Origin of the sequence: Clostridium sp. KNHs205, assembly GCF_000702945.1 — a bacterium.
Taxonomy (GTDB): Bacteria; Bacillota; Clostridia; order Lachnospirales; family Lachnospiraceae; genus Anaerocolumna.
In genome coordinates this window covers 2,495,609-2,517,539 of record NZ_JNLE01000003.1, presented here as the reverse complement: position 1 = coordinate 2,517,539, position 21,931 = coordinate 2,495,609, and the positions used below count along the sequence as shown (strand labels likewise).

Sequence of the window (21,931 nt, the reverse complement as noted above, 5' to 3'; positions counted from 1 at the left end):
TTTCCCTCCCTTACTGCACAGTCCCGGCAATAGATTTCTTTATCCGTTCAAAAGCTTCTCTTCCCAAAGACAGTTTCTTTACAAAAACTGCTGATAAGAGAAAACAGGCTGCCGGTGTCAGACTAAATAAAATCCGTATACCAAGTATTGCTCCTGCAGTCTGTTCTATGGTATTGCTGCCCGTGGCTTCAACATAACCAAAGAAACCCATTGCCGCTGTCACTCCTGCAACAATTACTGCCGAACCGATTTTATACATGAACATGGTGGTGCCATAAATAACGCCTTCTCTTCTGGTACCGTTTTGCAATTCGTCAACCTCTACCACATCGGGAAGAATAGAAAATGTTAAGGTCTGAGAGGCTGAAATCCCACCTCCCATAAGGATAGTTACAGCAATGACCAGAGGGATATTGCCGGCAGGAAGAAACAGGCAGCTGATCAGGGGCAACAGAAAATATATTGCAGAGATGATATATGCCTTTTGTTTACCCAATCTGTTGCTGAGGGTTACCCACAAAGGAGTTGCCACAATGGCAATCAGCAGGGGAACTGCCATAAAAATATAGCTTATGCTGTCTGATATCTTTAAAGCATACTTAATAAAATAAATATATAAGGTCATTATGATATCAAAGCCTACCATGTTAAAGATAAAGACTCCCAGAACCAAACGGAATTCTTTTAACTTCATAAGTGATCTAAGATTCTTTAGCACATTACTCTGATTCTTAGGCACTGCCGTTTCCACCCGTTCTTTGGTTCCCACAAATGCCAGCAGTATATTTACTGCAATTAACACTGCCAATACCAGTCCCATAACGGGAAAACTTGTTTTATACAGCTCTTTTCCGGGGTATAGGGTATCTACGATGAGGGTGACTCCCATTGCTGATAGTAAGGAACCAACAAAGGAAAAAGCCATTTTATACCCTGAGATGCTTGTACGTTCATCATAATCCTGAGAAATCTCAGGCAGTAGAGCATTATAAGGTATGGCTACCAGGGAATACAAGGTGCTGAATAAAATACCTGCAGCAGTATAATACAAAATCATATGTATGGTCTCAGTGTAAAAAACCTGCCATAACAATGCAAATATAATAGCAAGGGGTACTGCACCAAATAAAAGATAAGGTCTTCTGCGCCCATATCTGGTTCGGGTATGATCTGATAAAACACCCGTTATCATGTCGCAGACTGCATTCCAGATACGCACTATCATAAAAATATAACCTGCCCACAGCGGTGACAGTCCCGCAACATCCGTAAGGAAAAAGACCAGATAAAAACCAATGGCACCATATGCCACATTGTTGCCCAGATCTCCTAACCCATAAGCTATTTTTTCTCTTTTCAATACCTTCATATGCTAAACCCTCCATTCTATTTTAACTATAACATTGAAATATTTGTTAAAATATCATTATTTCCTGTAGAATATCAATATTTCTTGACACATAAAAAATTCCTTTTTATAATCAGGTTACATATGAGTGTATCATTTAGTTTTATGTTTCAGGGATTGATTGTGTCTGACGGTTTTCTTTGGAAATGGACGATGATTTCAGCTTCTAGTTAGCCATTTCTCGTTCAAAGTTCCAAATGACACTAAAATGTCAGTAACTGTTCCCGGAAGTCAAGATTATACCAAACTCGCTGTCAGGCTTTCTATATGTAACGCTGTGCGCTCAAACATGGTATAATCTTGCCTAGTCACAGTTTCTGCCATTTAAGTGTCATTAAGGAACTCTTCAATAGAAAATGGCTAACTAGAAGTCGAATCATCTGAGTATTGATAATAGATAATATAGGGTAATATTTACTTTTTTGTTTTCTTAGAAATAAAGGTTAATATTATTTATTTTGTTGTTTTCTTAGAAATAAGGGTAATATTATTTTTCATTTATCAGTTTACATAGGAATTTATATAGTATTTAAAGAATGATTTTGGGAGGATTTTATGATATTCACTGAATATGAATATGAGATGCTTCAGAGTTTTTACAATATAAACCGAATTCCCTTGTTCCTATATAATCAGGAGCTGCAGCTGAAGGCTTCTTTCTTAACTGCCGGACCTCCTGTGATCCAGGGAAAAATAACAAAATATATGAATGACTTTATTCATCAGATTGCCCAAAAGGACTATGATATCCTTTGTCAGGATAATGAATTGTATTTTATTTTTTCTTTTCCATACAAACAGGAGAAATATTACTGTCTGGGCGGCCCCATGTTTTTTTCTGAATTTCTTGTGCCTATGTCAATGCACTCCCTCTCCTTTTCAAATTCCTTTAACACCAAGGAACTGGAGCTGCTAACCGATGTTCTTCCCGTAGTGTCTCTTCCTTTTTTTAGTTCCAGCCTGCGAATGACCATGTTATTCTTAAGCAAAGAAGCACCTGAGCTCGAAGCAATCAGCAGCTACCGGTTATCTGATATAGAGAATCAGATGAAAGGAATTTTTACCTCTGAGCTTTTTGAGAACCGGGAAGTTATCAGAAACCATACCTCTTACCGGCAGGAGCTTGCTGTCCTTCACTGTGTAAGGCAGGGTAACGTTGCTTTGTTAGAATCCACCTACCGGTCACTTCCAGGGATTATATACGGCAATATGTCCAACATTCCATTACGGCAGCTTTTTTATGGAAGTATTGCAAATACCACCCTGGTCACCAGATACGCAATAGAAGGCGGTATGGAAGAGGAAGCAGCCTTTACTTTAAGTGATGTTTATATAAGAAGAATGGAGAAGTGCCGGACTTTATACGAACTGAATGCCTTAAACGAAAGGATGGCAATAGACTTCACCCAACATGTAGCCAAAGCACAGACTAAGGCAGTCAAAACTTATTCCCTGCCCGTTAGCTGCTGTATCGATCGTATATTATTAAATCTGCACCATAAGATATCCTTAACGGAACTGGCCAGAGAAGTTGGACTGACACCAAAGTATCTTTCCTGTCTGTTTCATAAAGAGACGGGTACAAAGCTCAGTACCTTTATAGAAGAAAAAAGAATTGAAGAAGCAAAGAACCTTCTGGCCTTCTCCCAGTACCCCCTTAACCGAATCAGTGAATATCTTGCCTTCACTTCACAGAGCTATTTCATTTCGGTTTTTAAGAGGAAAACCGGGATGACACCAAAAGGTTATCGTAACAGTTTCTGTATAAAATCAGAATAGAGCTTAGGCAGGATATAAGTACCATCTTCAGACCGGGCATCATAATAGCCGCCATGTTCATATCCGTTTAAACATTTTATCTCTATCTTCTCCATATCATAATTAAAGTGATACATTGTACGATAGAGCAGTTGGTTTTGTTCAGGCCTGTTTGTAATATCCTTATCAGAATATAAAATCAATATTTTAGGCTGGGAAGCCTTATATTCATAATCCTTCTCAATATAATAGATTGGAGCTGCTTCATCTACACGTATAAGACGTGTATCCAAGCCTCTCTCAGCCAGCACATTAAAATGGGTTGTAGGTTGTCCGGTGTCAAAAATATAACCGGCAATATCTTCAACCTCTATCCCTTTCTTTTCCAGATACCTTCTGTCAAAAAACAGCATCATTGCAAGATATCCGCCTGCAGAAATGCCACCGATATATACCTCACTGAACTTATCATGTTCCAGATTATAATCGTGTATAAACTTAACGGCATCGGCACTGTCTTCAATAAATTCCGGGAATCTTGCCTCCGGATACATTCGGTAATCAGCCGTAGCCACTGCAATTCCATATAATTGTGCCAGTTTTATAATAATATTTTCATCTTGTCTGTTTCCGGAATTCAGTCCGCCTCCATGAAAATAAATTAGAACCGGACATTTATTGTCTGTTACAGGTAAATAAAGATCAATCAGGCATTCCTTCTGTTCCGAATAAGGAATATCTCTTATTATTTTAACATCAAACATTTAATTTCCCTCTACTTCCATTAATTTGAATTATAGTTTTTTCTTTTCTGGTATCTAATCAGCTTGAATACTGCGATTACTCTGTGAAAGCAGTTCAAAACTTATTACAAGCTGAACTAATGTTTAACTTTTTTACTCTTTTGGATTTTGATAGCCATAAATATTGTAGCTTTGAAAGAAGTAAAATTCATGATCTTACTTGATATAATTTATCCAATGCCTTGTTTCTGTAAAATATTATTATAGCAATCAAAACCATTAAAGCATTAAGCAAATAGAAAAAGCACCCATATTTTGTTATGTCACCGGAAAATAACGCCTGCATATCACCGCTTATAATCTTCCAGATAATGGAACATATATATCCGAATTCTATACAGCACAGAAAGATTAAACTTGTTCCTTTTGCTGTTCGTCCCTGATAAGCTTTTATAATATTCATAGGCCATGATACACCGAAACTAATTACCATTAATGTTTCAAATAATTCTTCCATTCATCCCCCTCATTACCTGATAGTATCTACAAATTATTATACACAGATGTATCTATATTGCACAGAATACAATTAATCACACTGCTATATCTTGAAATATATAGTATGCTTTGATAAAATTACAGGCAGGACTATATTGAAAGGAGTGAACGTCGGTCTGTTATTCCGACAAACATAATGGAACTCTTACAACTAAAATACTTTTTAGCAGCTGCAAAAACCGAAAACTTCTCTCAAGTTGCCAGATTATATTGCGTACCGGCATCAACCGTCTCAAAATCTATTTCCATGCTTGAAAAAGAATTAGGTATAAAATTGTTTAACAGGCAAAGTAATAAATTAACCTTAAATGACGCCGGGAAGATATTTTCAGAGAATGTCTCAGCTGGTTTAGATTATATAGAAAAGGGGGTTAGCAGCTTAAAGAATCAAACGGAGAATACCGAAATACGACTTCTCGTTTTATGTGCCCGAAAAATTGTAACCGATTTTATTGGAGAATATAAAATAAAGGCACCTCATATAACCTTTAAGATCAATCATAATTCTGCTACTGAATTTAACGATTATGATCTGTGCATATGTGATGCGAGCTCTGTTCCCGCTAATTTCAATACCATACCATTATTTCATGAAAATTATGGTATTGCAGTTAATAAGTTCAATCATACCTTCAGTGATCCTATCTGCCTGGCCGATCTGTCAAATGAAAAATTTATAATGATGTATAAGGATGCCATCCTTACAAAAGATACCATTAATTTCTGCAAAAAATATGGATTTGAACCCCAAACAGATATTATCTGTGAAGACCCCCTTTATGTAAGGCAATATGTAGAGATAGGACTTGGAATTACCTTTATCCCTTTGATAAGCTGGAAGAACCTCTTTTCTGATAAGGTTCGCCTTATTACTTTCGACGATGAGAGTATTGGAAGGAACGTCGTATTCTGCTTTCAGAACTCCCAGTGTTCTGCTTTATGTAACAATTTTATAATGGATTTTCAAGCATATATAAGAGATATTTCTTAAAGTAGTCTTACTTGTATTCAGTTACCCTTATAAACTGCTTGTAACCTACGAAACCTTCCACATTTACACCAAAAATGGTGAAAGCACACTAACTAACTGAAGTAATAAGAGACTGAAGCCTTTTTGCTTTCCTCTGCACACCATTTAAAAGACGTTTTACCAACTTTGTGTGGCTGTAATCGTACGAAAATTACTCGTTTTTACCACACAAATCGGTACATGTTCTTTCAGGCAGTGCAGTATAGGAAAGCTAAAAGCTTATTACCTTAACTTCGTTTAGAATGCAACAGCTTCATTTTATTCTATCTATTTAAGTCCCTGATACAAGGCATTTAATAATATCCTGTCCGGGTCCTGACTTATTTCCCATATCATAGCCCCCATCAGACCTTTTTCCTTAATATAGCCAGCCTTCTCTGCCATGGATTGCTCATCCTCATAAGTAATGAAGGTGGAACCGTTAAATAACCAGGGAACTCTTTGTACCGGGTGGAAAAAGCGCTTATACTCCGGCATATTCAGATAATTCGCAGCAATATTTGCATAACTGATGGAGGCACCTCCTGAATAAGTCTGGTTCAACCCATTGTTGATATCCGGAACCGACTTATAGATATATCCGTAGAAAGGCACGCCCATTACAATCTTATCTTTTGTAAAGCCTGCATTCGTCCAGGCATTAATACTTGAGTCAACACTTACCGACTGATTTGTATCGCTATATAAAGGAGCGTTGAAATCAGTGTAGGTATCCCAGGTACCGTGAATATCATAGGTCATAATATTGGCATAATCTACATATTTGCTTAATTCGCTTAATTGGGTATTATTCGCATACCAGTTTCCTGCTGCTCCGGCAAAAGAAAGAAGATATTTCTTACCGTCAATTGTCCCTCTTGCATTAAGTTTCTCCCTCAAGGTCTTCATTAATAAAGTAAAATTATACTTATCCTCAGGTCTTTTCACATTGGTAGATAAACCACCGCTGACCGGGTACTCCCAGTCTATATCAACTCCGTCAAAGCCGTAATTGACAACAAAGTCAACTACACTGTCAGCAAAGATTCCTCTTGAGCTTTCAGTTAGGGCAGCATCGGAGAAACGTCCCGACCAGGACCATCCGCCAACTGCTATAATTGTCTTTAGCTTCGGATTTATTTTCTTGAGTTGATTTAATTGGCTGATATTAGCGGCATCAATATCCGGATAACCCAAGGTAATTTTAAGGTTGCTGTCAATATTTGCAAAGGCATAATTGATATGGGTGAATTTATCAGCTGCTATTTTATCCGGAGTAAATCCCGAGTATCTTGCCCAGGCTGCATAATACCCAACCAATTTCGGAGTGGTCTCCGGCACCGGTGTAACCACCGGAAGGGTGGGAGTCGGCGTTGGCGTTGGAGTAGCCTGTGATGCTACTACAGTAACCACACTTGATAATTTATTTCCGGCAACGGTTGCATAAATTGTAGCTGTACCCACAGCCTTCGCTGTAACTTTACCGGTTGTAGTAACTGTCGCTACAGAAGCCTTACTGGTTGTCCAGGTCACCTTGCTGGTTGTTCCGGTTACTGTCAAAGTTTTCGTTTCACCTGTTTTTAGCGTAAAGGAACTGGTGCTTATTTTAATTGGTTCTTTTACTGTTACCTTCGTGGTTAATTTCTTACCGGCAACCTGTGCATTGATTGTAGCTGTACCAGTTGCTTTGGCTGTTACTTTTCCACCGGAAGTAACGGTTGCTACTGAAGCTTTGCTGGTTGACCAGGTCACCTTACTTGTGGTTCCGGTTACTTTTAGTGTCTTTGCTGAGCCTTTTACCAGCGAAATTGAAGTACTGCTTACTTTAATCGGGGGCTTCACCGTTATTTTACTGGCTAATTTCTTACCGGCTACTGTTGCATAAATGGTAGCTGTACCGGCGGCCTTAGCCGTTACTTTCCCCCCGGTTGAAACGGCAGCAACAGACTTTTTGCTGGAAGACCAGGTCACTTTACTTTTGGTTCCTGATACAGCTAAGGCTTTTGTCTTACCAACTTCAAGGGTGGCTGATGAATAATTCAGTTTAATAGTTGCAGCCAAAGCTTTACCATCGTTGGCAGTTAACAGAAGTGATGATATAAGCAGGCAGCTTAGCATAACTTTATGTAGCAATTTAGTAAATGATTTCAGGGAATTATCCTCCTTTTTGTTTTATAAATAGTACCATTGGAGTAGTTACAGAAGTATCACTTAGAAAAATCAAAGTTTGTTAGACTCATAAAACATGATACACAATTTAATTATACATGTGGATCAAGAATAATTCCTTAGCAAAATACTGGATATTTATTAGTATATTTACAAAAGTTAACTATTCCTCACGACATTGACAGGGTTTTCCTCTTCTGCCTGTTATAATATAGCGTAAGGAATAAATATATATCGTATGCTGGGATTGAGAGTGGTAATTCCTTGACTTAGGAAAAGATTTCTAATTAAGATGGGATACTAGTTAGAATAATTATGAAGGCTGTCCTAATAATGTTATGTACTGGCGTGGCTGCAGGAACCCCTATAAAAGCAAAGGGGCTACTTGCACCAACATTGTTAAAATGCAATAGCCCCTTACTAATTATATTCCTTTTTAGTGGTTGTTCTTATGCCTCACCTAAATCCTTATTAGCAAGACTGTTTCTCGGGTATGTGCTGCAAATGAAATTAATATTTACCACGATAAATTCCCTTAACACACTTTCGTTGATATCAGATAAGGAATTAATATAGATGCATCCTTTTCCTGCAGTATGCTTGCCTAATCTATTCAACAGATTATCACGTATATTATCATTTACGTTATAACGTATGGCCTCAGAGGCAGATAGATATAGGCTTATTTTCGCCTTTCTGGGAGAAAAACCTGTAATCATGGCATCTCCTTCATGACCGGAAGCATACTTATAATGATAAGAGCCAAAGCCGATCATACTGGCTCCCCACATCTTTGCTTCTAAACCAGTGGTTTCTGTAAAGATTTTCAGCAATTTCAAGGCATCTTCCCTTTTTCTGATATTTTCGATTCCTTCTATAAAATGCATTACATCGTTATCATTTTCTTTTGTCTTAATCTCATACATTTATCTGCCCTCGCTTTTTAAATACATTATCACAGTGCAAATCACGATGCAATTATTTTATCCGGTTTATGATAAGTTATAACAGATAATCAGGCAATTACTACAAATATGATATTAATTACCGTAATATTCACCCAGGGAAATTCCGTTACTGCCAAGAGGCACTACATGGTCAAGCCCGATAAACTTGCCGTTAGCCTGCCAAAGCGCAGGTTTTAATAAATTGTACTTACTTTCATCCCAGGTCTTCCAGTCATAGGTCAGAAGTCCGCCCGTATCTCCCGAATTCGGATTAATGCACCAGAAAGTATGGCTGATACGGTTTTTAATCATATAATCGCGCAATAAGGTCATCCATTTTTCATTCTTTCCACCGTCCATATGACCGCCCCATTCACCTATCAGAAGTGGTGCAATACCTTGATCATTAATATATGCCCAGGAATCATACCAATAATCATCCAATAAAGTCTGGGTCGTAAAATCCTTATCAAACCAGGTCTGATTATATACTGATGGGCCATAGTCATGAGGTGAATAGACAATCTGGCTGTTCAGTGTACCCAGATTAATGGGAAAATCCTTGACACCTCTTAAATTTCCTCCCCACCAGGCTCCATAATAAGGTGCCTGATTGCCTGATGCTCCCCATACATCGGGAGTGGCATAGGTATAACCCAGATTGGTTTTAGGGTACTGTTCGATACCTTCAATTACGATTAATAACCGCGGGTTCTTTTCAAGTACGGCTGCGGCACACCTTTCAGCGGCATACTTCCAGTTATTCTCCTGGGTGGAATTATCCCATTTGGCAAAATTAGAAGGTTCAGCAGCAGTGTATCCTCTCTGCCCATGAGGTTCATTCTTAAGGTCAAAGGCCAGAATCGTATCGTCGTTTTTATATTTGTCTGCAAGCCAGGCTAAGGTATCAATCCATTTTTTTGTAGTAATTTCTCCTGCTGTGCTTGTAGTCAGACCATACCACAAGGGATAATTATGTCCTGAATTATTGGCATCCGGGCTATGTACATCAATCATTACCTTAATACCCAGCTCTTTGCAGTATCTCATAATAATATCGAATATCTCCATACTGTTTTTTACGCCGCCTGTTGCAGCATCATAAAAATCAGGATTGCATACATAATAGGGAGGATTGTTAGCGGCAGTTACACTGGAAACCTTATTGGGTTTTCCAATCATCCAGCTGTATAATAGCTCTGTAGAGATCGGTATTCTTAGCAGACCGATTCCCCTGTCTGCAACATCTGTTAAAATATCCTTGATGTCATACCAGGCACCATGAAATACATTTTCAGAGCAGTTAAACCCAAACCAGTTTGCACCGGTTAACCAAACCTCTTTTCCCTTACTGTCGTAAATCCTGTTTCCCACACAGTGGAGCCAGTCATCATTATTCGTATCCGCTGCATTAATCTTCTGACTGCCCACAAAATTACAGGTAGTTATTATTGTTGCTGCAACACAAAGCATTGAAACAATTGCCTTAAACTTCTTTTTTACACCACCCAATACATTTTTCATGATTTTCTTCTCCTTTATTTATTATTTTTACTCTCCCTGAGTTTTTCTTTTGTAGCGAATTACACCTCCTTTGAAAATTGGTATTTATAAATACAGAATTATTGTGTACAGGTAATAATGAATTATTGTGTACAGGCAATAATTCTCTACTTATTCAGATTTAGTTTTGCATTATGCTGAAACTGATTTGGATGTTTTAAAATGAATTTAAGCAGATAATTATTCCGTGAACTATAGACGTCATAAGATTGAAGTTACTATTATTCTTACATTATGATTATAGATTAGTTTTATATTTGATTTATATTGATAACCAGTTATTATCAAAGGGACGGAAATTTAAACAAACCCTTTCTTTATTAAATTAAGGATACTATAGTAATATCCTAACACATATTCTATATTTTTACAATTTATATTTCAATTTGCCGCCCAAACCTGCAGATTTCAACTTGCTGCCCAGACCAAAATATATTAAGTGATTGTTTCACTTCATACTCACAAAAAAATAATGCCGATGCTGTGTGCAGAAAACATACATTTACTGTATGCTGGTGCTCACAGAATCGGCAATGTACCTTGAAGCCTGTACTAAATGTTATTGAGATTTCTTTCAATATTACTGGTATAATGCTGCTCAATCCTTATGCTCCCTTGTATGCATTGGGATTATAATTATTCGGACTTTTTAAGGTCCACACAAGTGCTACAATTTGAACCTCTGATAATTCCAGCGGATCAACACCATAATAATGTTCTGCAGCTTGTTTCAATCCGTAACAACCCTCGCCGTAATAAGCAATATTACAGTACAGTTCCAATATCTCATCTTTTGTAAGTTCTTTTTCAAGTTGGAATGCAACAAAAAGCTCCGCTACCTTTCTTTCATATTTCTTTTCAAAAGAAAAGTACATATTTTTAGCAAGCTGCTGGGTTATGGTGCTCCCCCCCTGTTCAAATCTTCCTGCCATTATATTGTTTGCCATAGCCCTTGTCGTCGATATGGGGTCAAAGCCCAAATGATAATAAAACCTCTTATCCTCTGACTTTAATACTTGGTTTATATATTCTTCCGGTATTTCATCAAATGTAATATAATTCTCATCCTGCCTGATCTCCTCAACCTTATCGGATATACTCATTGTTTCTATAGCGGTTTTATACATTTCATATCCTGTAATTACGATAGGCGATATTTTTATTATGCCGGCAATTAAACCGATTAAAGCAAGTACCAATATACTGATTCTAACTTTTTTTATTTTCATTAAAATCACTCCTTTCATACTCTGCAGCTACAGTATAACAACAAAAGGAGTGCATAACCATCGTTTTTCCTTACGATAATCTTACAATTTTGTAAGTTTACTCTTATAATTTAATTACAAATATACAGATTCAAAGCTCTTCCACCATAACCTTCGCTCCGGCAGGCAGTGCACCTCTAACGAATTTCTCCCAGGGTGTATTAAGTATACGGTCTAATATTACTATCTTTCCTTTATCACTTTCTGTTCTTATGAGTCTGCCGCAACCTTGTTTTAGTTTAAGACCCATCTCCGGATAATCAATTACTTTAACCGGGTCAAGTCCCTGCTCCATTACCTCTTTACGGGATGCTTCCAGTAAGGGGTCCAGTACAGGGAAGGGTAATTGCCATACAATCAGCTGTGTTAAGGCATCACCAGGTACATCAATTCCTTCCCAGAAATTTGCACCAATCAGTACGGTATTCTCTTCTTCTCGAAACCTGTTTACCAGATAGCCCCGCTCGCCCAGGTCCTCCCAAAGAATTTCAAAGGGAAAGGAATACCCCTCCAGACTCTTTCTTATCTTACGGACTTGTGACAGTGTATTGGTCAGTACAAGTGAGTGACCATCATTCTTCTTTAACAGATATACCAGTTTCTCAATATTGAGGTCAGCTTTCTCATCCATACCAACAGCTTTCTCATCCATACTTGCAGCTTTCTCATCCATACTTGCAGCTTTCTCATCAAGATAGACTGTTACCTGCTCTTCTAGATCAAAAGGGCTGCCAATTGTTGATTTAGACACCCCGTCTAATCCAACTGTACGAATAAAATAATCAAAATCCCCTTCATTGCTTAAGGTTGCAGAAGTGAACACCACCGGCAGTTTCTTTTGGAATAAATGCAGGTTTAACTGTTTGCTTATCTTACGGGGTACGATCCAAAAGCTTCCGTCTTTTCTATTCAGCCAAGGAATACTGTTTTCTTCCCCCTCTTTAAGGAAACTGTCCAAGGCCCTGATTGCTCTTTCTATTTGTCCTTCATAGGCTTGAATAAGATGTGCAGGTACAGATTCAAAATACAGTTCCTGTTCTATCTGTAATTCCAGCAGAAGCCCGTCCAATGCTTTTCGAAAGTGATTGGCAGCTTTTAAAAGGTCCTCCTTTCTTTCGATAGACAGCCGCTCCGTACTTTCAGCCCTTATAACAGATTTCTTTACAGCCATAAAGAACTGCCCCATTGTTTGATTCATCCTGACGGTAGCTGTCATAAAGGAATTTCTGGCTCCCTGTATTTCTTCAAATACTTCAACAATGGACTCCATATCCTCTCTATCAATCTGATAACCTGCCTGAATAGATGCTGGCAGCAATACCTTATGTCCTTCATCAAATACAACTGCACTATAGCCTGGCAGTATTGGTAATTTCCCTTCTGCCATATGTTCAGCTCGAGTCCATAAATCCTTGAAAAAGGTCTCATGATCAACAATAATCAAATCTCTTGCAGCTCTGTAATGTTCTCTTGCTTTTACTAATTTACAATAACCACGATTGAGGCAGGTATCGCAATCCATTCCTTCATCCCAGGAAATCTTCTTCCAGATTCCATCCGGTATAGTAGGCATTTCTGAACGCTCTCCAAGTCTTGTTTGACTCATCCACTGTTTAATCTCATTTGCCAGCCTATTTTGCTCACTTGTATACTCTTCCATTTTTACATCACAAATATATTGTCCTGGATCTTTCGCCATACGAGCATCAATCTCTAATCCCAGCAGCTTTGATAATCTATTGTAATCACCCTCCGGATGGACCAGCTGTTCTTGCAGAGCTGCCGTGGCACATGCAATTACAACGGGTTTTCCGCTCATTCTGGCATAAGGGATTGCGGACAGCAGGTATGCAATTGTCTTGCCGGTTCCAAGTCCTGCCTCTGCCAGATGAACCTGATTTTCACAAAAGGCATCTGCAATCTGAAACGCTGTAAATATCTGTTCATCACGTACTTCGTACCCATGGTCTGGCAGAATGTCGTATAGAACATCTCCTATCCATTCTACCAGCTTTTCCTGGAATTCTGTTTTATTCTTATATTCAAAAGGTTCAATCCTTCGCGCACACATACCTAATCTCCTGTAAAGTTAAAAAGTTCAATTATCTCCAATTCCTATTGTAGGGGATAAAATTGCAATAGTCTCTATTATATCGGAATCATCCATAAAATCAAACTGTTTTTCTTAATTAATATACTTGATAGTTGTTAGTTGCTGTTTTTCTTATTTGATTTTTAACTGCTATCCTGTTTAATTCTATTTTGCTTAATTGATTTTTATTGTTTAATTGATTTTTATCGTTTAATTGATTTTTATCGTTTAATTGCTATTTTGTTTAATTGTTTATAATTTGTTTATTTGGTTTTAATTTGATTCATTCTTTTTATTTAGCTAATTGTTTTAATGATTGCTACTTTACATAATCGTTTTTTGTTGGATTTACTACTCATTTATACTCCCATAATTCCTTCACTCACTGATGTAAACCTTTCCTGCTTTAAAACTCCTTTATGATATATATTTTAGTTTAATCCATGTTTACATTTTTATCCAGTCCCTCTCTTTACCTTGTAGAAGATGCTTCTTAAACGGCGCGCGACATTTAGGAGTTCTTCAATAATTTAAAGAAAGCAGGTAGAAATCATGGCAACAATTCCAGCATGGCCTGTCTTAAGTACAGGCAACTCCGGAAAAAATGTAAGCGCACTTCAGTGCTTGCTGGTTTTCCGGGGATATTCCATTACCATTGACGGAAGTTTTGGGTCAGGCACCCAAACCGCAGTGATTAATTTTCAAAGCAGCAATGGACTCTCAGCAGATGGTGTTGCAGGGGGAAACACCCTGTCCGCATTGGTAGCAACCGTACAGAATGGTTCCAGCAATTACGCGGCAAGAGCAGCCCAGTATCTGCTTAGCAAGTTCGAGACAATTACAGTAGACGGCATCTTCGGTTCCAATTCAACGACCATTACGAAAACTTTTCAGCAGAAGATGGGAATCTCAGACGATGGCATCATCGGCTCAACCACCTGGCAGTATCTGTTTGGTTATAATGTTTATCCGTCTTCCGGTAACGGCTCGCTCTATATTAGCAACAGCTATCTGACATTGAGCCAAATGACAGTAAATGCACAGTATATCCTTAATTATCTGCGTGGTAAAGGCTGGACCAAAAATGCAGTTTGCGGAATGCTTGGAAACATGCAGACAGAAAGCACGATTAATCCAGGTATCTGGCAGGGACTTAATGCAAATAATACCAGCGGTGGTTTTGGTTTGGTTCAATGGACTCCGGCAACGAAATATATCAGCTGGGCTCAGAGCAACAATTATACAGTAGCCGATATGGACAGTCAGCTGCTCCGTATCCTGTATGAGGTAAGTGCAGGTATACAGTACTATCCTACCTCTGCCTATAATCTTACTTTCACCCAGTTTACCAAATCAACAGAAAGTGCCTATTACCTGGCTGGTGCATTTTTGCATAATTACGAAAGACCGGCAAATTCTTCACAGGATCAGGTACGGGGCAATCAGGGAACTTATTGGTTTAATACCTTGACTTAAAAATATAGTTGATATGCTCCCTTGACTTAAAGTCTATGAAAAGGAGCAGGCTGTTCCCATTTTAACAGGGGTACAGGCTGCTCCTTTTATTATAATAACGTATCGGTATTAACACCGGCTAGATCGTGCTTGAAAAACATTGTGCCGATCTGTCCGCTCTGCTTTGGTATATACAGCTTGTGATTTAATAGATGTAAACCAGTGAATCTGATTGTAACGAAACAATGCTGATTGTAAGGAAACAGTGCTGATTATAATGAAACAGTGCTGATTGTAATGAAACAATGTTGATTATAATGAAACAGTGAATCCGATTGTAATGAAAGGATTTAATCTTCCCAATACTTCTGCTCAGGCAGATAAAACTGCTGTATATCACTGTAATTAAGCTGCGCTTCAAAATGATCACTTCCGGTTGCATGCACAGCTGGCAGACTTAATACTATGCCATCTTCTTTAAGAAAACAGGTAACATTATCCGCTATACTAAATGGATCTACTGTTTGATAATCTGGAGATTGAAGGCTGAGCATCTGGGAAAAGCTCTCCTTATCGTAGGAGGTTATAGGCTCCGTAGGAAAATACGCTTTTTCAAAGAATACCTTTTCAAACTCCTCATTGGTATTATACAAATCTTTCAGTGTAATTTCTTTCATGGATTGTAAGTCTATGTTAAGCGGTACGAGATTGCTGGTGGGATACGCACTTCCCTCCAAATAACTGGTCCCCCAAAATACAAGGCTTATCATTTTACTATTAAACAAGGTAACAGCAGACTGATAATCCAAGGTCAATGCAGTATCACTTGAAAAGTACTCCGTATCAATTGCTGCAAAGCTTTTCACCTTCTCATAAATCATAGCATTTACCGCTTCATATTCACTGTCTGTAAAGTTTGGGTATTGAATTTTTATGGAGCTTTTTTCATTTGGTGCTTCTGTATATTCCATCAGGTTATAGACTTTGGAAGGGTTTTCTTCTTCCTTTGTTTCCTTATCAGTACCTTCTGAGCCTTTGGTTGGTTCTACGGTACTCTCAGGTGCCTGAGTGGGTGAATCCTTGGAAGTCGGTACAGGACTTGCAGTATCTGACGCTTCATTGTTTTTAGCGCAGGCACTAAAAGTGAGCAGCAGGACGAGCATGAGCAGGCCAGCAATAGCTTTCTTTGATAAATGTACAGGTTTCATGGCTGCCTCCTAAATTTTTCTTTTATTCATTATTATACTCTATTAATTTCCATACTGCAAATATGTGACAAATTTGTAAGAAAGACATTTTTCGTAAAAAATGCAATAATAAAAGCAGAAAATTATTTCCATATGTTTACAATTTAGTGTTTTCCATCTCTTTACTACTTGAAAGGTGGAATTCAGTATGATAATTGAGGAAGTTTATAAAATACAACGCGGGGATAATACAGCAACATTAAAGCTGATAGAAAAATTCAAGCCAATCTTAAAAAAGTATGCTCATAGTCTTTCTTACGAAGATGCCTATGACGATCTTCTTGTGGATTTTATTGAATTACTTTCTACTTTAAAAGCTGATAAGCTACAGAATAAAAATGACGGTTGTTTAGTAGCTTATCTTACCACTTCCATACATAACAGTTATATTAAGAAGCTGATAAGGGTAAAACAGTTACGGAATTTTACCATTTATTCAGAACTCAGCGAAAATGAATTGTATTATATCGATTCTCTGACTGCAACAATGGATACCTATATAAATACTGATTATGACCTGTTAAGAGAGCTTTTAACAAATCAGGAATTTAATGTCATCAAGATGCTTTTTTATGAAGGCTACACTGTTGCTGAAACTGCCGGTGCCATAGGTATAACCAGGCAGGCTGTAAACCAGATGAAGAACAGAGCTTTGAAGAAGCTAAAAAATATATTTGTGGACAAGCATTAGACCGGGAGGATAAGTTATGGAGGATATGATGGAACATATAAGATTAATTCTTGCATTTGTGGGAGGAATACTTGGCTGTATCTTTGGGGGATTTAACTCTCTTATTTATGCATTGACTGCATTTGTAGCCATTGATTATATTACGGGAGTTTTATTGGCAATAAGGGATAAGAAGATTTCCAGTGAAGTAGGGTATAAGGGTATTGTAAGAAAGTTCCTGATATTTTTGATTGTTTCCATGGGAAATATTATGGATAACTATGTACTGGGAACAGGCAGTACCCTTAGAACCTTAGTAATTATGTTCTATTTGGCTAATGAAGGGATTAGCATATTAGAGAATGCCGGACAGTTGGGGTTACCCATTCCTAAGAAGTTAAGGGAGGCTATTGAGAAGCTTAATAGTAGTAATGAATAAAATCTTTGACTATTTTATTAGTTCTCTTATTGGAAAATTAAATGAGATCGTTCCCTTTTCCTGGCAAATTCAAAAAATGATTCCATACACAAAATCCATGAAACGCAATCAAGGCAAGTGTTCCAACCTTTACTGCGTTTCATGAATTTTTAATTATCCTCCAAAATATCTAAAATGAATATTTACATTTGAATCGTTACACCTAGCTACTGTTAAATTCTTGCTCAAATAGTCCGGTAGTTTTCACAATAGTACTTATTTATTGACAAAACAGCATCTTCAAGAATCTTAGGATCATTATGGTCTAGCATACGTGTAACTACAAGAGAAATAGAATTTGTTACAAGTTTCTCTTCTAAAATTGCTTGTTTTAAATCTTCTAAATTTATTATCATTTTTCTATACCTATCAGCGTACATCTGATATTGATTTATTAGTTCGTTCATCAATAAAATTCCCTTATCAATTAGATTTATAAATTCATTTTTTTTATCCATAGTAATACTCTCCTTTATTGCACTAACCATGCAATTGGGATATCATTCAGCCAATACTGTATACCGCCACCGGCTCTATATTCAATTACATCACCATTATAACTCGTTATTGTTTGTGGTGCAGCAGTACCCTTTAATACCTTTGTTCCTTTAGGTACAGTAATTGTATATTCACCTGTAAGAGGATTTCCCCAGGCTTCACATACTGCCAATTCATTACGAACTTGGTCTATTGTCCGATATTTATCTCCATACCATCTTCCGAGTCCAAAGGGTGAGATTGGTTCATCTGGATATCCTCTTCTAAATAATATATTAACATGATGCATCTAAAAAAGCTATCAATAAAGATTTAAACCTTCTATTGATAGCATGATTTATGATTTATTGTTTATTTCCCGTTTTCTTAACTTTGTTAATCTTATCCATTAACAACTGTACCACCATTAACATGAATGGTCTGTCCAGTGATATAGGTCGATGCATCGGAGGCGAGAAATACATAAGCTTCTGCTACCTCAACCGGCTGTCCGGCCCGTTTTAAGGGTGTATCTTTCCCAAAAGTCCCAACGGTATTTTTATCCAACGTGGAAACAATCAATGGCGTCCAGATAGGACCCGGAGCCACTTGATTTACCCTGATCTTACGTTCTGCAAGATTGGTGGATAAGGATCTTGTAAAAGCAGTGATTGCGCCTTTTGTTGCGGAATAGTCCAGCAAAGTCTCATTTCCTTTAAAGGCCGTTATAGAGCTTGTATTTATAATGATACTATTCTCTTTCAGATGAGGAAGTGCGGCTCTGGTTAAATAAAACATAGCAAAGATATTGGTCTGAAACGTCCTTTGCAGCTGCTCATCCGTAATGTCTTCCAGTCTTTTCTGCTGATGCTGCTCAGCTGCGTTGTTTACCAGTATGTCCAGCCGCTGAAAGGTTTGAATGGTTTTCTCTATGACCTGATTGCAGAAATTGCTGTCCCCAATATCACCCTTAATCAGCAAGGCTTTACTCTGATAGCTTTCCACTGCCTGCTTGGTCGTATTTGCATCATCATCCGCTATATTATAGACGATAACAACATTGCAGCCTTCCTTGGCATAGGCAACTGCCACCGCTCTGCCAATTCCACTGTCTCCACCGGTTATAATTGCTGTCTTTCCCTTAAGTCTGTCAGCTCCCTTGTAATCGGGATTATCATAAATCGGTTCCGGCTCCATGTTACTTTCCTTTCCAGGAGCAGGCTGTTTCTGACCTTGAATTTCCTGAGGAGTATACATATCCTTGTCTTTCATGAAGTTTATCTCCTAATCATTTTTGATTAGTATTTCCCTATGAAAGTGAAAATGATACTAAAACTGCTGCTTAAGTTTCATTCAGATAGTAGACAGTAGTTTTTTCTTAATAAGTCTTTTGGGCAGAATAAATTGACTTATTGCCGTTAAAAACATATGCAATTGCTGTTACCACGAAAAAATAAGGAACATAATCATAACCAAATACCTCCGCCCCTATAAAAATCGGTGCTATCATAGTATTGGTTGCACTGCCAAAAACTGCTATATACCCAAGGGCAGCTGCAAATTCAAGGGGTAATCCAATAATACCGGCTACCGCTACTCCCAAACAGGAACCTATTGTGAATAACGGCGTTACTTCACCGCCTTGAAAACCAGCACTAAGGGTTATAATCGTAAGTAAAAATTTTAAACCCCAGTCGAATTCATAGATTTTCCCCTTCGTAAAGGAAGCTTCAATTAAATTAGTACCAAGTCCGGAATATCTGCCTCCATACAAGACAAGAAATAAAATACTTAATAAGCAGCCAATAATAAAAATCTTTAAATACGGATTTACAATAAATTTGCTAAAGAATGATTTACTAAAATGAAGCAGCCTGGCAAAAAGACTGCCGACAATTCCAAATAAAACACCCAGTAACATAATTTTAAGCAAAGTCAGGACGTCAATATTAACAACACTTGTTAAATTAAAACTGAACTTTTCTAAACCTAATGCGTGTGAGGTAAAGCTTGCAGTAAAAGCAGCAATTATACAGGGAAATAATGCCCTGTATTCCAATACTCCTGCTGTAAAGATTTCCATTGCAAAGAAAACACCAGCAATCGGTGTTTGAAACAGTCCTGCAAACCCCGCTCCCATTCCAGCTATCAATAAGATTCTATCGCCATTCTTAATATTCAACTTACTGCCTAAATTGTGAGCTACTGCACCACCTATTTGAACTGCAACTCCCTCACGCCCTGCACTGCCTCCAAATAAATGAGTTATCCAGGTATTTAAAATAACCAACGGAACAAGTCTTTTGGGAATTGCCTGCTCCTCCTTCAAACCCACTGAAAATAATAAAGACATTCCTTTGATAGAATTTTTACCTATTTTTGTGTATAGGAAGATAATAAATAACCCCGCCAAAGGAAGCAATGGGATCAGGTAATAGAAATGTTTATTTCTAAAATCTGTTATTTCTAATAGTACTCTGCCAAACAGCGAATCAATGCCCCCAACTAATAAACCTATAATTAATGCAATGCCCCCAAGAATAATTAAATCTCTATAGTTGATAAACATTTCTTTTAACTTAATCATCACTCTTCTCCTTTGTGTTCCAAAAAAATAAGCTGATAACCCCCTGTTTTTAAACAGAAGTCATCAGCTTTAAAAGCAGTTTAGGCATTACCCAAGGGAGAACCTCATTCCCTAAAAGGAGTATAGCAACGATTTTATACCCTGTCAATATCATTTGCTGGCTACCACTATAATTTGTAGTACTCCTACTATAGTTTTTAATACTCCTACTTTAGTTTTTAATACTCCTACTTTAGTTTCTAATACTCCTACTTTAGTTTGCAGTGCACCTACTTTAGTATACGTTATTTATTATTATCATTTTTAATTACCTTCTGCAGAGCTCTGCAAATGCCAGCAGCGAGTATAGCTGCCAAAGCCGCTTCGGGTAATCCATTTACAAATATAATAGTTAATATCGCTTTATAAACAGCATCTAAAGAAAGATTGAAGGCTTCACCATAGGCATCACGAAATAAAAAATAAATCAAACTCATGACGAATAGGGTATTAGTCATCGAACCAACAAGACCACTAACTCCCAAAGTAAATAATTTCCCTCTGGTTTTAAATAACCTGTTTAAAAGTTTGTACACATAATAAGGGAATATACCCACTAAAACACGGGGAAGAAACGCAACAATAAGTGCCAGCCAGCTTCCCCTTTCCGTCCCCGGTAAGGGTATGAAGGGTGAAAAAGCAAATGAGAGAATTGTTGGTGCAAATGTATTGTTGTATAAACTGGTAAGCCCAAATACAAGCCCCAGACCCGCACCTATTCCTGGTCCAAGTAAAATTGCTCCGATTATTACAGGCACATGGATAATGGTAGCCTTTATGGCGGGCAGCTGAATATATCCAAATGGTGTAAAATTTAATAATATAATGATTGCACCAAATAAAGCAGCTAACACCATTCTCTTCGTATTATATTTACTGTTCATTATCTTACCTTTCTATTGTGTTATATATTCTGCAAAGTTAAAGAGTTCCTTCAGCTTCTCTACTTCCTTTTTATCAATATTCCACTTTAAATTAGGAAACAACGGTCATTTCCCCAACTTATTACCGTTGTATTCCAGCCTAAAGCAAGGGGGTTCTCTTTCCCGTTTTGTGATACTTCAAATCTTATTAGTTTTAACATGCTTGTCCTTCTCCCACAACCCATTTTATCGTTTTAATTACTTGAAATGCATTTGACAGTCCGTTACTTATATCTCCATTTTTTATTTTCGTATTTTACAGGTCTTGGCTTCTTTTTAATTATCTGCATTTCCTCCGCTATACTTTTCTATAGTATCATTATTTTCCAATACTTGTAAAGTAAACTGAATAATTTTTTTCAATGCCTTTAGATTCTTTTCCTTTTATATTCTTCATTTTATATAATTATTTTTAATTACTTTGCCTTATGATTTGCAAGAAAATGGAAAGTTTGCAATATGACACATTAGATAACATCCTGAATGGTTACTCATTCTTCAAACCATATCTACAAAGTAAAAAGGTTTACAGATATAAAT

The 21,931-nt window shown here is 37.5% G+C and carries 18 protein-coding genes, 1 pseudogene and 1 riboswitch; of the genes and pseudogenes, 5 read left to right on the top strand and 14 right to left on the bottom strand.

What is annotated here, in order from left to right; genetic code table 11:
• Positions 1-10 precede the first annotated feature (10 nt).
• Positions 11-1,369 carry a glycoside-pentoside-hexuronide (GPH):cation symporter gene (locus BR73_RS0110630; RefSeq protein WP_033165504.1) on the bottom strand — a complete coding sequence of 453 codons (1,359 nt, stop codon included), beginning with the start codon at positions 1,367-1,369 and terminating at the stop codon, positions 11-13.
• A 594-nt stretch (positions 1,370-1,963) separates the two neighbouring features.
• Here BR73_RS0110630 and BR73_RS27350 point away from each other — a divergent pair.
• Positions 1,964-3,187 (top strand): AraC family transcriptional regulator, encoded by a 1,224-nt coding sequence (locus tag BR73_RS27350; RefSeq protein WP_051685126.1) that lies wholly within the window; start codon positions 1,964-1,966, stop codon positions 3,185-3,187.
• On the opposite strand, the gene BR73_RS0110620 is transcribed toward BR73_RS27350, so the two are convergent.
• Positions 3,154-3,930, bottom strand: a complete 777-nt coding sequence (locus BR73_RS0110620) for an alpha/beta hydrolase fold domain-containing protein (RefSeq protein WP_033165503.1) — start codon at positions 3,928-3,930, stop codon at positions 3,154-3,156. The genes BR73_RS27350 and BR73_RS0110620 overlap by 34 nt on opposite strands.
• Positions 3,931-4,117: 187 nt before the next feature.
• A complete protein-coding gene (locus tag BR73_RS0110615; protein ID WP_033165502.1) occupies positions 4,118-4,426 on the bottom strand; it encodes a hypothetical protein in 309 nt (102 codons plus the stop codon).
• Positions 4,427-4,603: 177 nt separating this feature from the next.
• Between BR73_RS0110615 and BR73_RS0110610 the strand changes: the two genes are divergently transcribed.
• The gene (locus tag BR73_RS0110610) at positions 4,604-5,458 is read left to right on the top strand and encodes a LysR family transcriptional regulator (protein WP_033165501.1); all 855 of its coding nucleotides are present in this window, start codon (positions 4,604-4,606) and stop codon (positions 5,456-5,458) included.
• Positions 5,459-5,764: 306 nt separating this feature from the next.
• On the opposite strand, the gene BR73_RS27345 is transcribed toward BR73_RS0110610, so the two are convergent.
• From BR73_RS27345 to BR73_RS0110585, 5 genes and pseudogenes are all read right to left on the bottom strand, one after another.
• On the bottom strand, positions 5,765-7,537 hold the full coding sequence (locus BR73_RS27345; protein WP_197032651.1) for a glycosyl hydrolase family 18 protein: 1,773 nt from the start codon (positions 7,535-7,537) through the stop codon (positions 5,765-5,767).
• A gap of 557 nt (positions 7,538-8,094) precedes the next feature.
• Complete coding sequence (locus BR73_RS0110600) at positions 8,095-8,571, bottom strand: DUF1801 domain-containing protein (RefSeq protein WP_033165500.1); 477 nt, start codon at positions 8,569-8,571, stop codon at positions 8,095-8,097.
• A gap of 120 nt (positions 8,572-8,691) precedes the next feature.
• Positions 8,692-10,065 (bottom strand): annotated as a pseudogene (locus BR73_RS0110595) (glycoside hydrolase family 5 protein); the annotation flags it as partial.
• 695 nt (positions 10,066-10,760) lie between these two features.
• Positions 10,761-11,384: a biosynthetic peptidoglycan transglycosylase gene (locus tag BR73_RS0110590; protein ID WP_051685124.1), complete on the bottom strand. Its 624-nt coding sequence runs from the start codon at positions 11,382-11,384 to the stop codon at positions 10,761-10,763.
• Between the two features lie 130 nt (positions 11,385-11,514).
• Positions 11,515-13,494, bottom strand: coding sequence for an ATP-dependent DNA helicase (locus tag BR73_RS0110585; RefSeq protein ID WP_033165498.1), 1,980 nt, complete (start codon positions 13,492-13,494; stop codon positions 11,515-11,517).
• A 573-nt stretch (positions 13,495-14,067) separates the two neighbouring features.
• On the opposite strand from BR73_RS0110585, the gene BR73_RS27340 reads away from it, so the two are divergent.
• Positions 14,068-14,991: a phage tail tip lysozyme gene (locus tag BR73_RS27340; RefSeq protein ID WP_051685123.1), complete on the top strand. Its 924-nt coding sequence runs from the start codon at positions 14,068-14,070 to the stop codon at positions 14,989-14,991.
• 329 nt (positions 14,992-15,320) lie between these two features.
• On the opposite strand, the gene BR73_RS0110570 is transcribed toward BR73_RS27340, so the two are convergent.
• Positions 15,321-16,178 (bottom strand): hypothetical protein, encoded by an 858-nt coding sequence (locus tag BR73_RS0110570; protein WP_051685122.1) that lies wholly within the window; start codon positions 16,176-16,178, stop codon positions 15,321-15,323.
• Positions 16,179-16,365: 187 nt separating this feature from the next.
• Here BR73_RS0110570 and BR73_RS0110565 point away from each other — a divergent pair, with 187 nt between their 5' ends.
• Complete coding sequence (locus tag BR73_RS0110565) at positions 16,366-16,908, top strand: sigma-70 family RNA polymerase sigma factor (RefSeq protein WP_033165497.1); 543 nt, start codon at positions 16,366-16,368, stop codon at positions 16,906-16,908.
• 16 nt (positions 16,909-16,924) lie between these two features.
• A complete protein-coding gene (locus BR73_RS0110560; protein WP_033165496.1) occupies positions 16,925-17,326 on the top strand; it encodes a phage holin family protein in 402 nt (133 codons plus the stop codon).
• Between the two features lie 224 nt (positions 17,327-17,550).
• On the opposite strand, the gene BR73_RS0110555 is transcribed toward BR73_RS0110560, so the two are convergent.
• The 5 genes from BR73_RS0110555 to BR73_RS0110535 all read right to left on the bottom strand — a co-directional run bounded on the left by BR73_RS0110555 (position 17,551) and on the right by BR73_RS0110535 (position 21,352).
• Positions 17,551-17,823, bottom strand: a complete 273-nt coding sequence (locus tag BR73_RS0110555) for a hypothetical protein (RefSeq protein WP_033165495.1) — start codon at positions 17,821-17,823, stop codon at positions 17,551-17,553.
• 14 nt (positions 17,824-17,837) lie between these two features.
• Positions 17,838-18,152: a hypothetical protein gene (locus BR73_RS0110550; protein ID WP_051685121.1), complete on the bottom strand. Its 315-nt coding sequence runs from the start codon at positions 18,150-18,152 to the stop codon at positions 17,838-17,840.
• Positions 18,153-18,244: 92 nt separating this feature from the next.
• Positions 18,245-19,114 carry an SDR family oxidoreductase gene (locus tag BR73_RS0110545; protein ID WP_033165494.1) on the bottom strand — a complete coding sequence of 290 codons (870 nt, stop codon included), beginning with the start codon at positions 19,112-19,114 and terminating at the stop codon, positions 18,245-18,247.
• Positions 19,115-19,220: 106 nt separating this feature from the next.
• Complete coding sequence (locus BR73_RS0110540) at positions 19,221-20,429, bottom strand: chloride channel protein (RefSeq protein ID WP_033165493.1); 1,209 nt, start codon at positions 20,427-20,429, stop codon at positions 19,221-19,223.
• 47 nt (positions 20,430-20,476) lie between these two features.
• Positions 20,477-20,550: riboswitch (Fluoride riboswitch) on the bottom strand.
• 163 nt (positions 20,551-20,713) lie between these two features.
• Positions 20,714-21,352 (bottom strand): ECF transporter S component, encoded by a 639-nt coding sequence (locus BR73_RS0110535; RefSeq protein ID WP_033165492.1) that lies wholly within the window; start codon positions 21,350-21,352, stop codon positions 20,714-20,716.
• Positions 21,353-21,931: the final 579 nt, after the last annotated feature.